Here is a 14,559-nt window from a genome sequence, read left to right as displayed (position 1 = left end):
CATGCAACCAGATCCCGCGCCGCGCAACTCCGGGTTCGCGGCACGGAATCCGCGCCGCGCACGCCCTAGTCCTCCCGGGCCCGGCCGCGGGCCGGTCCGGGCGCGACGGCCCGGCGGACCGTCAGGAGCAGCGGTGTGCACAGCAGGAGGCTCGCCACGACGTCCAGCGGCCAGTGCCAGCCGCGCAGGACCAGCCCGGCGGCGGTCGCGCCCGTGAGCAGCAGGGCCGCGGCAGCCGGCCACGGGCGGCGGGTGTACGGGCGTACGAGCAGGGCGGCCCCGGCGTACGCGACGAACGCGGTCGCGGTGTGCCCCGAGGGGTAGTACCCGGCGGCCCAGGGCTCCAGGGGGCCCGGCCGGGCGGTCCACAGCTTGAGCGGCACGACCAGCGCCGGTACGAGGGCCATCGCCAGGCCGGCCGTGAGGGCGGCGCGGCGCCGCCCGCGCCAGGCGGCGTACGCCATGGCCAGGGCGAGGACGGGAACGGCGACGGGGACGTTGCCGAGGTCCGAGAGGCGTTCGGTGACGGAGTCCGGGACCGTGCGCACCAGGGCGCGGCTCAGCGCGTGGTCCGGCCCCAGCAGCGGGCCCGCGACCAGTACCTGCCAGGTGGCGAGGGCGAAGAGGAGACCGCAGAGCGCGGCGGGGAGGAGGGTGGCCGGCCGTCCCGGAACAGGGGGGATGGTTCCGGGACGGCCGCCCGGACCGGGTTGCCGCACGCCCCGGGGGGTTTGGGGCGAGCGGCTGTCCGATCGGTGAGGAGTGTGCGCGAACGCAGGCCCAGTACGGCGCTGGGGAAGCCCGGTACCGGTCTCGCCCCCGGTTTCCCGGGAGCGGGGTGTCTCACTCATCTGCAGAAACCGTACGGCAGAGGAAGGGGGCCCGACAGCAGGAACGCGCTCCCGCCATCGGCCCCCCACACCTTCTTCACAGCGTCCGCCCGTTACCGCCGGTAGCGCTCGATCGGAGCGTTCGACCGTTCGATCAGATGCCCGCGAACGCGGCCTCGATGATGTCCAGGCCCTCGTTCAGCAGGTCCTCGCCGATGACGATCGGCGGCAGGAAGCGGAGCACGTTGCCGTACGTGCCGCAGGTGAGGACGAGCACGCCCTCGGCGTGGCACGCCTTGGCGAGCGCGCCGGCCGCCTCCGGGAACGGGGTCTTGGAGACCGGGTCCTTGACGAGCTCGATCGCGATCATGGCGCCGCGGCCGCGGATGTCGCCGATGATGTCGTACTTCTCCTGCATGGCCGTCAGGCGGGTCTTCATGAGGGACTCGATCTTCTTCGCCGCGGCGTTGAGGTCGAGCTCCTTCATGGTCTCGATGGAACCGAGCGCACCGGCGCACGCCACCGGGTTGCCGCCGTACGTACCGCCCAGGCCGCCGCCGTGGACGGAGTCCATCATCTCGGCGCGGCCGGTCACGGCGGCGAGCGGCAGGCCGCCCGCGATGCCCTTGGCGGTGGTGATCAGGTCGGGGACGATGCCCTCGTCCTCGCACGCGAACCACTGGCCGGTGCGGCAGAAGCCGGACTGGATCTCGTCGGCGACGAAGACGATGCCGTTGTCGTTGGCGAACTTCACCAGCGCCGGCAGGAAGCCCTTGGCCGGCTCGATGAAGCCGCCCTCACCGAGGACCGGCTCGATGATGATCGCGGCGACGTTGTCGGCGCCGATCTGCTTGGAGATCTGGTCGATCGCCTGGGCGGCGGCCTCGGGGCCGCAGTTCTCGGCGCCGGTGGGCCAGCGGTAGCCGTAGGCGACCGGGACGCGGTAGACCTCGGGGGCGAACGGGCCGAAGCCCTGCTTGTACGGCATGTTCTTCGACGTCAGGGCCATCGTGAGGTTCGTGCGGCCGTGGTAGCCGTGGTCGAAGACGACGACGGCCTGGCGCTTGGTGTACGAACGGGCGATCTTGACGGCGTTCTCGACGGCCTCGGCGCCGGAGTTGAACAGGGCCGACTTCTTGGCGTGGTCACCCGGGGTGAGCTCGGCGAGGGCCTCGCAGACCTCCACGTAGCCCTCGTACGGGGTGACCATGAAGCAGGTGTGGGTGAAGTCGGCGAGCTGCGCGGAGGCGCGGCGCACGACGGCCTCGGCGGAGGCGCCGACCGAGGTCACGGCGATGCCGGAGCCGAAGTCGATCAGGCGGTTGCCGTCGACGTCCTCGATGATGCCGCCGCCCGCGCGGGCCGTGAAGACGGGGAGCACGGAGCCCACGCCGCCGGCGACCGTCGACAGACGGCGGGCCTGCAGCTCCTGCGACTTGGGGCCGGGGATCGCGGTGACGATGCGGCGCTCCTGCGGGACAGCGGTCATAGGGGGGCTCCTGGGGGTGTTTTCGGACGCACGTGTGTCTTTGTCCGCAGGCTAGGCCCGGCGGAGGGGTGAAGGCATGCGCCGATCGGGAGTGGTGGGTGCGAGTCGTTGTCCGTGACGGCCATAGGAGTGGTCGGGGCCGGGCCGTCCGGATCATTGCGCGGTACGAGCCCCGGGGGCGGGCGGGGCACTAGATTGAGCGCCGCAGCGCAGCGCAGGGCACTGGCAGGGGGCAGGGGTTCATGGACACCGACGGCACGCACGACGCACGCACCACCCACACGGGCCGCCTCCCCAGACCCGCCACACCCCCGGCCCCCCCGAAACCCCGCCACGCCCCGTCCCCCGCCGCCGACCCCACCCTGACGACCTGGCTCCGCACCCCGCGGAGCTCCGACGGGCCCGGCGTGTGGGCGTACGGCCACGTGCCGCGCGCCGCCGAGGAGCCGGAGGTGACCCCGACCCGGCAGCTGGTCAGCGGAGCGCTGATCGCCCTCCTTGCGGGACTGCTGCTGTGGTCGCTGCTGTGGAACGGCTACCTCGGCGGGTTCTGGCTGTGGCCGCTGTACATGTTCACCCCGGACTCCTGGGCCGGAGGCAACGCCTCCGTCGTCGCCTCGTACGTCTGGTACGCCCTCGTCGCCGGAGCCCTGCTCTTCGGCTTCGGCCGCCTCGGCCGCTGGCCCGAACTGGGCCGCCGGGTGTTCGGGAGCCGCGCCGCGCGGGCCGCCCGACCGGCGCTGCCGCCCCGCATCGAGGCGGGAGCGGACGACGATCCCGTTCGGTGGTCGGGGGTGCGGGAGGCCGGGCTCGGGGATGTGGCCGATCGGCTGGAGGGGGAGGTGGGGGCCGGGCGGATGAACGACGTGGACTACGCGCGCATCCGCCGGGCCTGGGACTCCGTGCGCGTCGACCCCTCCCGGCTGCGGGCCTTCGCCGACGCCGTGCGCGACAAGGGCGCCGGGGCCTGCGTGCACCCTTCCGGGGCGCGGGACCTGCCCGTACGGGCCGCCCGGCACGACCTGCTCGCCCGTCAGGTGCTGCTCGGGACGGTCGAGGACGGCGTGCGCAACCCGTACGCGCGCCGCGGCACCGCCCTCGCCCTCGACCCCGACGTCCTCGGCACCTCCGTCCTCGCCGTCGGGCCCTCCGGCAGCGGGAAGACGGGCCGCCTGGTGCGGCCCGTCGTCGAGTCCCTCGCGCTCCAGGCGCTCGCCGGCCAGGCCGCCGTCGTCGCCGTCGGCGCGACCGGGGCGCAGCTCGGGCCCGACGCGGCGTACGACGTCGTCGTCCGCGTCGGCGACCCCGCCTCCGTCTACGACCTCGACCTCTACGGCGGCACCGGCGACCCCGACGAGGCGGCCACCCTGCTGGCCGAAGCCTTCGTCGGCGACGTCCCCGGGCTGGAGGTCCGCCGCGCCGCCACCGCGCTGGCCCAGCTCCTCGGGCCGTTCCGCGCCCTGCACGGCCGCTTCCCCGCCGTGCCGGAGCTGCGGGAACTGCTCGACCAGGTGCCGGAGAGCGTCGACGTGCTGCGGCGCGGCCTGGAGGAGACCGGACGGACGTCGATGCTCCGCGAACTCGACGCCCGCCGCCGCCAGCACGGGGCGCCCGGCGACCCCGGTCCGGTGCTCGCCGACCGGGTCGCCCTGCTGGACCGGCCCGCCTTCGCCGGCTTCTTCGACACCACCGGCGCCGGACGGCCGTTCTCGCTGCGCGCCCTGGAGCACCCCATCCGGGTCCGCGTCGACCTGCCCGAGCGCGCCCACGCCGACGCCTCGCGGATGCTGGCCCGGCTGCTGCTCGCCCAGTTCAACGCGGCCGTGGCCGCCCGTACCGACCGCTCCCTCTTCGCGTTCCTCGCCTTCGACGACGCCTCGCACACCCTGACCCCGGAGACCGTGCGCGGCGTACAGCGGCTGCGCTCGGCCCACGCCGGGGTGCTGCTGACCCTGCGGACGCTGGACGACGTACCGGAAGGGCTGCGCACGCCGCTGCTCGGCGCGGTCGGCTGCCGGATGGCCTTCTCCGGGGTCACCACCTGGGACGGCAAGTGCTTCGCCGAGGCCTGGGGCACCGAATGGGTGGAGGCGCGCGACGTCACCCACCGCACGGTCTTCGCCGACCAGCCCCTCACGCGCGCCCTCCACGCCTTCCGCAAGCTCGTCACCGGCAAGGCCGTCACCACGGACGCCGTGACCGTGCGCCAGGTGGAGCGGGAGCGCTGGTCCGCCTCCGACCTGGCGCACGCCGTACCGCCGGGGCACGCGGTGCTGTCGCTGACCTCCGTGCGCGGCGAGCGGGCGGCCCCGCTGCTGGTCCGGCTGGCGGACACGACCTGAGGCGCCGGGCGGCGCCGGACGATGTTGGGCGGCGCCGGATGATGCCGGGCGGCGCCGGACGCGGCCCGTGCGGCCGGAACCGTACGAGGTGGCAGAATCGAGGGGAGCCGTTCGTACGACTCGGCGAAATCGGCATCGGCCGCCCGCTCCCGCCGGTCCCCGCCGCAGCCGTCCGCCCCCCTCCGCCAAGGACCCTGGTAACCGATGCCGCTCACCCTCGCCTCGCTCGTCCAGCACTCGGCGCTCAAGCTCAGCGTCCGGGCGGGGGAGGGCCGCCTCGACACCCCGGTGCGCTGGGCCCACGTCAGCGAGCTCGCCGACCCCGTCCCCTACATGGAGGGCGGGGAACTGCTCCTGACCACCGCGATGAAGCTGGACGCGGAGGACCCGCAGGAGATGGGCCGCTACGTACGCCGCCTCTGCGCGGCCGGGGTCGTCGGCATCGGCTTCGCCGTCGGCGTCAACTACGACGCCGTCCCCGAAGCCCTGGTCGAGGCTGCGTCGGCCGAGGACATGCCGCTGCTGGAGGTGCCCCGGCGGACCCCGTTCCTCGCCATCAGCAAGGCTGTCTCCGCCGCCCTCGCCGCCGACCAGTACCGGGCGGTGACCGCCGGCTTCGAGGCCCAGCGGGAGCTCACCCGCGCCGCGCTCTCCGCCGACGGGCCCGCCGAGCTGCTGGCGCGGCTGGCCGCGCACGTGCACGGCTGGGCCGCGCTGTACGACACCTCGGGTGCGGTGGTCGCCGCCGCACCCGACTGGGCGGCCCGCCGCGCCGCCCGGCTCACCCCCGACGTGGAACGGCTGCGCGAGCGCCCCGCGCCGGCCAGCGCCGTCGTCGGCGGCTCCGAGGACCGGGTCGAGCTCCAGTCGCTCGGCACGGGCCGGCGGGCCCGGGGCGCCCTCGCCGTCGGCACCGGGGCCCCGCTCGGCACCGCCGAGCGGTACGCCGTCCACTCCGCCGTCGCGCTGCTCACCCTCACCACCGAGCGGTCGCGCTCCCTGCACGACGCCGAGTCCCGGCTCGGCGCCGCCGTCCTGCGGATGCTGCTGGCCGGCGAGGCCGAGCACGCCCGGTCCGTGGCCGGGGACCTGTACGGGGCCCTGCTGGACGCGCCGTTCCGGCTGATCGCGGCCGAACCGGCGCTGCCCGGCACCGCCCAGCCGGAGGGGCTCGCGCTGCTGGCCGACGCGGTGGAGTCGGCGGCCGCCCGTACGGGAGAGGCGCTGCTGGTGGTGCCGGAGCCGGGCCGGCTGGTGGTCCTGGCCGCCGACGGGGGGTCCGCCGTACAGGCGTGCCTCGGCCACGCGGAGAACCTGGAGGCGCGGCGCGGCCGCGACGCCACCGGACCGGAGCCGGACGAGCTGGTGGTGGGCCTGTCCGCGCCGGCCGGACCCGGGGGCGTCGCGGCCGCTCTCACCCAGGCCGACCAGGCCCTCGCCGTGGCCCGGCGGCGCGGCCGGCCACTGGTGGAGCACGAGGAGATGGCGGCCGGTTCGGTGCTGCCCCTGCTCGCGGACGACGCCGTACGGGCCTTCGCGGACGGCACCCTGCGCGCGCTGCGGGAGCACGACGCCACGGGTCGCGGCGACCTGGTGGCCTCGCTCCGGGCCTGGCTGTCCCGGCACGGCCAGTGGGACGCGGCCGCCGCCGACCTCGGCGTGCACCGGCACACCCTGCGGTACCGGATGAAGCGGGTGGAGGAGATCCTCGGCCGGTCGCTCGACGACCCGGACGTGCGCATGGAGCTGTGGCTGGCCCTCAAGGCCTCGTCCGCCCCGGCCTGACGGGGCCCGGCCCCTCCGGCCGAACCGTTCCCCGCCCCGGTAGAGGCCCGGCCGCCGCCCGGACAGTGACAAAGCGGCGTACCCGGACGCCACGGCGCTCCACCCCGGCTAAACGCCGAATCCCCGGCGGCGTCCTACGGTGGTGGGGACAGGACCCCACCGCACACTCCGAAGGGCCGGGATTCGCATGACTTCCACCCACGCCTTCTGGCTCGCCGGCCGCCTGGCCTCCGGCGAGGACAGCTTCGACGTCCACTCCCCGTGGGACGGCCGCCTCGTCGGTACCGTCAGCGTGCCCACCGACGCGCAGGTCGAAGAGGCCGTGGCCGCGGCGTACGCCGTGACGGCGGAGTTCTCCGCGACGCCCGCCCACGTACGGGCCGCCGCCCTGGACCACGTGTCCCGGCGGCTCACCGAGCGGACCGAGGAGATCGCCCAGCTGATCTCCGCCGAGAACGGCAAGCCCGTCAAGTGGGCCCGCGGTGAGGTCGGCCGTGCGGTGTCCGTGTTCCGCTTCGCCGCCGAAGAGGCCCGCCGTTTCAATGGCGGAGACGCCCAGCGCCTCGACACCGACGCCGGCGGCGTCGGCCGCCTCGCCCTGACCCGCCGCTTCGTCAAGGGTCCGGTCCTCGGCATCGCGCCGTTCAACTTCCCGCTGAACCTGTGCGCCCACAAGGTGGCCCCGGCCATCGCCGTCGGCGCGCCGATCATCCTCAAGCCCGCCCCGGCCACCCCGCTCTCCGGGCTGATCCTGGGCGAGCTGCTCGCCGAGACCGACCTCCCGGCCGGTTCCTGGTCGGTCCTGCCGGTCGCCAACGACAAGATGCCGGCCCTGGTGAAGGACGAGCGCCTGCCCGTCATCTCCTTCACCGGCTCCGACACCGTCGGCTACGCCATCCAGCAGTCGGTGCCCCACAAGCACTGCACCCTGGAGCTCGGCGGCAACGCCGCGGCCGTGGTCCTCGCCGACTGGGCCTCCGAGGCCGACCTCGACTGGGCCGCGACCCGCATCGCGACCTTCTCGAACTACCAGGCCGGCCAGTCCTGCATTTCCGTACAGCGCGTGATCGCCGACGCCTCCGTCTACGACCGCCTCGTCGACAAGGTCGTCGCCGCGGTCCGGGCGCAGGTCACCGGTGACCCGTCCGACTCGGCCACCGACGTCGGCCCCCTCGTCTCCGAGGACGCCGCCAAGCGCGTCGAGGCCTGGGTCGACGAGGCCGTGTCCGCCGGGGCGAAGCTGCTCGCCGGCGGCAAGCGCGACGGCGCCTCGTACGAGCCGACCGTCCTCGCGGACGTCCCGGCCGGCGTCAAGCTGGCCACCGAGGAGGTCTTCGGACCGGTCCTGACCCTGCGGAAGGTCGAGAACACCGACGAGGCCTTCGCCGCCGTCAACGACTCGAAGTTCGGCCTGCAGGCCGGCGTCTTCACCCGCGACGTCCAGGTCGCCTTCCGCGCCCACCGCGAGCTGGAGGTCGGCGGCGTGATCATCGGCGACGCGCCGTCCTACCGCGCCGACCAGATGCCGTACGGCGGCGTCAAGCAGTCCGGTGTGGGCCGCGAGGGCGTGCGCTACGCGATGGACGACTACACGTACGAGCGAGTCCTGGTCCTGACCGGCCTCGACATCTGATCCCGTACGGCCAAAGAGCCGACGGCCGGAGCCCACTGTGCGGGGGCTCCGGCCGTCTCCCTTTTCCCCCGCGCCCACACGGGGTACGACTCACTGACAGCACCGGCCGGCACGACCCGGCCACCCCGACTCCGGCGGCGAGGTGAGTCCCCTCATGTCCGCAACACCACCCAGCAGCACACAACCGGGCGCAGAACCGGGCGCAGGTCCGGGCCCGGCCCCGGGCACGCCCCCCGGCGGGCGGCCCAAGGTCACCGAGCACGAGGCACGGCGGGTCGCGGAAGCGGCCCGCGAACAGCACTGGCGCAAGCCCAGCTTCGCCAAGGAGCTCTTCCTCGGACGCTTCCGGCTCGACCTGATCCACCCCCACCCGCTCCCCGCCGACGAGGACGTCCGGCGCGGCGAGGCCTTCCTGGCGCGGCTGCGGGAGTTCTGCGAGACGGCGCTCGCCGACGGACTCGCCGCCCGCATCGAACGCGAGGCGAAGATCCCCGACGAGACCGTGCGCGGCCTCAAGGAGCTCGGCGCCCTCGGCATGAAGATCGGCACCGAGTACGGCGGCCTCGGTCTCACCCAGGTCTACTACAACAAGGCGCTCGCGCTCGTCGGCTCGGTCAGCCCGGCCATCGGGGCCCTGCTCTCCGCGCACCAGTCCATCGGCGTGCCCCAGCCGCTGAAGATGTTCGGCACGCAGGAGCAGAAGGACCGCTATCTGCCGCGCTGCGCCACCACCGCCATCAGCGCCTTCCTCCTCACCGAGCCCGACGTCGGATCCGACCCGGCGCGTCTGGCCACCACGGCGGTGCCGGACGGGGACGACGCGTACGTCCTCGACGGCGTGAAGCTGTGGACCACCAACGGCGTCGTCGCGGACCTCCTCGTCGTGATGGCCCGCGTCCCGGTGTCCGAGGGCCACCGCGGCGGCATCACCGCCTTCGTGGTCGAGGCCGACTCCCCGGGCGTCACCGTCGAGCACCGCAACGCCTTCATGGGCCTGCGCGGCCTGGAGAACGGCGTCACCCGCCTCCACCGGGTCCGGGTCCCCGCCGACCAGCGCATCGGCGCCGAGGGCGCCGGCCTGAAGATCGCGCTGACCACCCTGAACACCGGCCGGCTCTCCTTGCCCGCCCTGTGCGTCGGCGCCGGGAAGTGGTGCCTGAAGATCGCCCGGGAGTGGTCCGGCGTCCGCGAGCAGTGGGGGCGGCCCGTCGCGCGGCACGAGGCCGTCGGCGCCAAGATCTCCTTCATCGCCGCCACCACCTTCGCCCTCGAAGCCGTCGTCGACCTCGCCTCCCAGATGGCCGACGAGAACCGCAACGACATCCGCATCGAGGCGGCCCTCGCCAAGCTGTACGGCTCCGAGATGGCCTGCCTGATGGCGGACGAGCTGGTCCAGATCCGCGGCGGCCGCGGCTTCGAGACCGCCGACTCCCTCGCCGCGCGCGGCGAACGCGCCGTCCCCGCCGAGCAGATGCTCCGCGACCTGCGCATCAACCGGATCTTCGAGGGCTCGACGGAGATCATGCACCTGCTGATCGCCCGCGAGGCCGTCGACGCCCACCTGTCGGTCGCCGGCGACCTCATCGACCCCGAGAAGGACCTCGGCGACAAGGCGAAGGCGGGCGCCCGCGCCGCCGGGTTCTACGCCCGCTGGCTGCCGAAGCTCGCGACCGGCGCCGGCCAGGTCCCCGGCACCTACCGCGCCTTCCACCCCGCCGGCCACCCCGACCTCGCCACCCACCTGCGTTACGTCGAGCGCAGCGCGCGCAAACTCGCCCGCTCCACCTTCTACGCCATGTCCCGCTGGCAGGGCCGGATGGAGACCAAGCAGGGGTTCCTCGGCCGCATCGTCGACATCGGCGCCGAACTCTTCGCGATGAGCGCGGCCTGCGTCCGCGCCGAGCACCTGCGCGCCACCGGAGAACACGGCCGTGAGGCCTACCAGCTCGCCGACGCCTTCTGCCACCAGTCCCGGCTGCGCGTCGAGGAGATCTTCGGCCGCCTCTGGGCCAACACCGACGACCTCGATCGCAAGGTCGTCGCGGGCGTCCTCTCCGGCACGTACACCTGGCTGGAGGAGGGCGTCCTGGACCCGTCCGGCGACGGCCCCTGGATCGCCGACGCCACCCCCGGCCCCTCGCAGAAGGAGAACGTGCACCGTCCCCTGCGCTGACCTGCGATCATCGAAGCCAGTCGGATGGACGTACGGGTACGAGCACGAGGCGGCGGCGATGTCGACGGCCATGGAAGACCGCGCCGGCCGGCGCCTGGCCCGGTGCGTGGCGCTCGTCCTGCGCCACGCACCGGACCACGTCGCCGCCGGTCTCCTGGACCGGCTCGACGGGCCGGCCCGCAAGTACCTCACCCGCGACGAATGGCTGCCCGCCGCGGCCGTGACGCTGCTGCTGCGCCACGGCACCGACCAGGACCGGCACTACATCGCCCGCAATCCCCGCGTCGTCGGCAGGCCGCTGCCCGGCCTGCCCGGCCCCGCGCGGTACGCGGCCCGCCCCGGGCCGTCGCCCGAGCTGCTGGCGGAGGTCGGCCCGGGCCCGTTCGGCGCCGACGAGCTGCTCGGACTGCTGCGCCGCCACGGCCGCCGGCCCCGGGTGCCGCTGACCCTGCTGCGGATGCCCCACGCCCCGCTCGACCCCGGAACCCTCCTGCGCGAGCACGCCCGCACGCCGTTGCCGCCCGGCGCCGTCGAGGCCCTGCTGCTGGTCGGCGGACTGCCGCCGCAGACCGCCGGGGCGCTGATCGGCACCGGCGCGCAGGAGGCGTACGGGCCCTCCTGGCACCGCCCGGCCGTGCGGGCCGTCCGGATGGGGCTGCTGACCTTCGAGGAGCTCGTCGCCCACGTCGCCCCCGCGCACCGCACCCTGCTCCTCGCGGACCCGGCCGGACCCGGGCTCCGGGGCCTGCGCTGGAACCTCCCCGAGCGGACCGGCTTGCGCACCGCCGTCGCCCGGGCCCTGCGCCCCCTCGGCGCCGATCCCCGGCTCTGGGCCGAACTGCTCCGGCACGCCCGGACCGCCCCGCTGTCCCTGCCGGAACTCGTCGCGGGCCTGGCCGACGGAGCGCTGCCCGAACCGGCGGACGGCCCGGGGCCCGCCGGGCTCGAAGCGGCGGTCCGCTCGCTGGCCCCGAGGGCCGAGCCCGTTCCGCGGGGCGGCGTGGAGCGCGAACTGGCCCTGGCGAGCCTCGCCGTGCCGATGGAGACCGTCGCGGAGGACATCCGCTGGGTACGGGACTGCCTGGCGCGCGGGCTGCTCGACGGCGCGGACGTCGTCCGGCACAAGCTCCCCGCCTGCTGGGCCCTGGACGAGGACCACTGGCTGGGGGAGACGGACACCCCCGACCGGCACGACCCGCCCGGACCGGTGCTGACCGCGCGGGCGGAAGCCGACCGGCTGTTCGCCCTCGCCCTCGGCGAGGACCCCGGCGCCTGGTGGTCGGTGGCCCGGGCGCTCCCCGAGTTCGCCGGAACGCTCCCGCACCTCCTGTTGCGCGTCACGGACGGGGGCTCCGTGTCCACGCGCCCCTGAGTTGCGGCAACAATGGGGGGCATGAGCGACCGTCCAGCCCCCCTCGCCGATCCGCACCTCCTCTTCGACCCCGCGGCCGGCCGCCGGGACATCGTCATCCTCGGCTCCACCGGGTCGATCGGCACCCAGGCCATCGACCTGGCCCTGCGCAACCCGGACCGGTTCCGGGTCACCGCCCTCTCCGCCGCCGGCGGACGGGTGGGGCTGCTGGCCGAGCAGGCCCGGCTGCTGCGGGTCGAGGCGGTGGCCGTCGCGCGCGAGGACGCCGTCCCGGCGCTGAAAGAGGCGCTGAGCGCCCAGTACGGCCCGTCCGAGCCGCTGCCCGAGATCCTGGCCGGCCCCGACGCCGCGACCGGACTCGCCGCCTCCGCGTGCCACACCGTCCTCAACGGCATCACCGGTTCCATCGGCCTCGCGCCCACGCTCGCCGCGCTCCGGGCGGGGCGGACCCTGGCCCTCGCCAACAAGGAGTCGCTGATCGTCGGCGGCCCGCTGGTCAAGGCCCTCGCGAAGCCCGGCCAGATCATCCCGGTCGACTCCGAGCACGCGGCGCTGTTCCAGGCGCTCGCCGCCGGCACCCGGGCCGACGTGCGCAAGCTCGTGGTCACCGCCTCCGGCGGGCCCTTCCGCGGCCGTACGCGCGAGGAGCTCGCGGGGGTCACGGTCCAGGACGCCCTCGCCCACCCGACCTGGGCCATGGGCCCGGTGATCACCATCAACTCGGCGACGCTGGTGAACAAGGGGCTGGAGGTCATCGAGGCCCACCTGCTCTACGACATCCCCTTCGAGCGGATCGAGGTCGTGGTCCATCCGCAGTCCTACGTCCACTCGATGGTGGAGTTCACGGACGGCTCCACGCTCGCCCAGGCCACCCCGCCGGACATGCGCGGACCCATCGCGATCGGCCTCGGCTGGCCCCAGCGCGTGCCGGACGCCGCCCCCGCCTTCGACTGGACCAAGGCGTCCACCTGGGAGTTCTTCCCCCTGGACACCGAGGCCTTCCCCTCGGTCGGCCTGGCCCGGCACGTGGGCGCGCTCGGCGGGACGGCCCCGGCCGTGTTCAACGCGGCCAACGAGGAGTGCGTCGAGGCGTTCCTGGCCGGTCGGCTGCCGTTCACAGCAATCATGGATACCGTCTCTGCCGTGGTCGATGAGCACGGGACGCCGGAGTCGGGAACCTCCCTGACGGTCCAGGACGTCCTCGAGGCGGAGACCTGGGCCAGGGCCCGGGCACGGGAGATGGCGGCGCGGGCCGCCGTGGAGGCGAGCGCATGACGGTTCTGATGACGGTGCTCGGGATCGTGATCTTCGCGGTCGGGCTGCTGGTCTCCATCGCGTGGCACGAGCTGGGGCACCTGTCCACGGCCAAGATCTTCGGCATCCGGGTGCCGCAGTACATGGTCGGCTTCGGCCCGACCGTGTGGTCGCGCCACCGGGGCGAGACCGAGTACGGGATCAAGGCCATCCCGATGGGCGGCTACATCCGCATGATCGGGATGTTCCCGCCCGGCGAGGACGGCAAGGTCACCGCCCGCTCGACCTCGCCGTTCCGGTCGATGATCGAGGACGCCCGCTCGGCGGCCTACGAGGAGCTCCAGCCCGGCGACGAGAAGCGGCTCTTCTACACGCGCAAGCCGTGGAAGCGCGTCATCGTGATGTTCGCCGGCCCGTTCATGAACCTGATCCTGGCCGTGGCGATCTTCCTCACCACGCTCATGACCTTCGGGGTGAACACCCAGACCACCTCGGTCGCCTCGGTCTCCGACTGCGTCATCCAGCAGAGCGAGAAGCGCGACAAGTGCGCCGCCGGCGACCCGGCCGCCCCCGCCAAGGCCGCCGGACTCCAGGCCGGTGACAAGATCGTCGCCTTCAACGGCCGCCGGGCCGACGACTGGGCCGCCCTCCAGAAGGACATCCGCGCCACCGTCGGACCCGCCACGATCACCGTCGTGCGGGCCGGGCAGCGGATCGACCTGAAGGCGGACCTGATCGAGAACAAGGTCGCCAAGACCGACGGCAGCGGCAAGTACGTCAAGGACGAGTACGTCACCGCGGGCTTCCTCGGCTTCGCCCCCGCCTCCGGCTACGTCCCCCAGACCCTCGGCCAGTCCGCCGACCGCATGGGCGAGATGATGCAGGCCGGCGTCGCCTCGCTGGTCCAGCTGCCCGCCAAGGTCCCGGACCTGTGGAACGCGGCCTTCAACGGCGCCGACCGTGCGCAGGACAGCCCGATGGGCGTCGTCGGAGCCGCACGGGTCAGCGGGGAGATCTTCAACCTCGACCTGCCCGCCACGCACATCCTGGTGATCTTCCTCAACCTGCTGGCCGGCTTCAACCTGTCGCTGTTCCTCTTCAACATGCTGCCGCTGCTCCCGCTCGACGGCGGGCACATCGCCGGAGCCCTGTGGGAGTCGCTGCGGCGCGGTCTGGCCCGGCTGTTCAAGCGCCCCGACCCGGGCCCGTTCGACGTGGCCAAGCTGATGCCGGTCGCGTACGTCGTCGCCGGCGTCTTCATCTGCTTCACCCTGCTGGTGATGGTCGCCGACGTGGTCAACCCGATCAAGATCACCTGACGGCGCTGCGGTCTACACCACGCCGTGCGGAGCCGGGCACACATCGTGCCCGGCTCCCTACGTTCGGGTGGCACACCCCCTCGGATGCGGGGGCGGCGCGCTGATTGGCGTAATCTCGAAGCCTGGAGCCCGCCGATCTCGGGACCTTGATCCACACCTTGGGGTTGCACAGCAGATGACTGCCATCTCTCTCGGAATGCCGGCCGTGCCGACGAAGCTTGCCGACCGCAGGGTCAGCCGCAAGATCCAGGTCGGTTCCGTGGCCGTCGGAGGCGACGCACAGATCTCGGTGCAGTCGATGACCACCACCCGCACGTCCGACATCGGCGCCACGCTCCAGCAGATCGCCGAGCTCACCGCCG

At 74.0% G+C, this 14,559-nt stretch carries 10 protein-coding genes; 8 read left to right on the top strand and 2 right to left on the bottom strand.

Going from position 1 to position 14,559, the window contains the following annotated elements:
• Positions 1-65: 65 nt before the first annotated feature.
• Together ACFWW8_RS12130 and gabT are read right to left on the bottom strand one after the other, a co-directional pair.
• On the bottom strand, positions 66-851 hold the full coding sequence (locus tag ACFWW8_RS12130) for a phosphatase PAP2 family protein (RefSeq protein ID WP_386527094.1): 786 nt from the start codon (positions 849-851) through the stop codon (positions 66-68).
• Between the two features lie 133 nt (positions 852-984).
• Positions 985-2,319 carry a 4-aminobutyrate--2-oxoglutarate transaminase gene (gabT, locus tag ACFWW8_RS12125; protein ID WP_267717535.1) on the bottom strand — a complete coding sequence of 445 codons (1,335 nt, stop codon included), beginning with the start codon at positions 2,317-2,319 and terminating at the stop codon, positions 985-987.
• A gap of 242 nt (positions 2,320-2,561) precedes the next feature.
• Here gabT and ACFWW8_RS12120 point away from each other — a divergent pair, with 242 nt between their 5' ends.
• The 8 genes from ACFWW8_RS12120 to ACFWW8_RS12085 form a co-directional block, all read left to right on the top strand.
• Positions 2,562-4,661 carry an ATP-binding protein gene (locus ACFWW8_RS12120; RefSeq protein ID WP_386527090.1) on the top strand — a complete coding sequence of 700 codons (2,100 nt, stop codon included), beginning with the start codon at positions 2,562-2,564 and terminating at the stop codon, positions 4,659-4,661.
• Positions 4,662-4,865: 204 nt separating this feature from the next.
• Positions 4,866-6,446: a PucR family transcriptional regulator gene (locus ACFWW8_RS12115; protein WP_386527087.1), complete on the top strand. Its 1,581-nt coding sequence runs from the start codon at positions 4,866-4,868 to the stop codon at positions 6,444-6,446.
• A gap of 187 nt (positions 6,447-6,633) precedes the next feature.
• Positions 6,634-8,079, top strand: a complete 1,446-nt coding sequence (locus tag ACFWW8_RS12110) for an aldehyde dehydrogenase family protein (protein ID WP_386527085.1) — start codon at positions 6,634-6,636, stop codon at positions 8,077-8,079.
• A gap of 154 nt (positions 8,080-8,233) precedes the next feature.
• Positions 8,234-10,252, top strand: a complete 2,019-nt coding sequence (locus ACFWW8_RS12105) for an acyl-CoA dehydrogenase family protein (RefSeq protein ID WP_386527083.1) — start codon at positions 8,234-8,236, stop codon at positions 10,250-10,252.
• Between the two features lie 58 nt (positions 10,253-10,310).
• A complete protein-coding gene (locus tag ACFWW8_RS12100; protein ID WP_386527080.1) occupies positions 10,311-11,624 on the top strand; it encodes a hypothetical protein in 1,314 nt (437 codons plus the stop codon).
• Positions 11,625-11,645: 21 nt separating this feature from the next.
• Positions 11,646-12,899 carry a 1-deoxy-D-xylulose-5-phosphate reductoisomerase gene (dxr, locus tag ACFWW8_RS12095; RefSeq protein ID WP_386527077.1) on the top strand — a complete coding sequence of 418 codons (1,254 nt, stop codon included), beginning with the start codon at positions 11,646-11,648 and terminating at the stop codon, positions 12,897-12,899.
• Positions 12,896-14,197 (top strand): M50 family metallopeptidase, encoded by a 1,302-nt coding sequence (locus ACFWW8_RS12090; protein WP_386527074.1) that lies wholly within the window; start codon positions 12,896-12,898, stop codon positions 14,195-14,197. Before dxr ends, ACFWW8_RS12090 begins: the two co-directional genes overlap by 4 nt.
• Positions 14,198-14,372: 175 nt before the next feature.
• The coding region (locus tag ACFWW8_RS12085; RefSeq protein WP_386527072.1) for a flavodoxin-dependent (E)-4-hydroxy-3-methylbut-2-enyl-diphosphate synthase at positions 14,373-14,559 on the top strand (187 nt) is incomplete at its 3' end.

The organism is Streptomyces sp. NPDC058701, from assembly GCF_042715295.1.
Taxonomy (GTDB): Bacteria; Actinomycetota; Actinomycetes; order Streptomycetales; family Streptomycetaceae; genus Streptomyces.
This window is presented reverse-complemented; position numbering and strand designations above follow the sequence as displayed.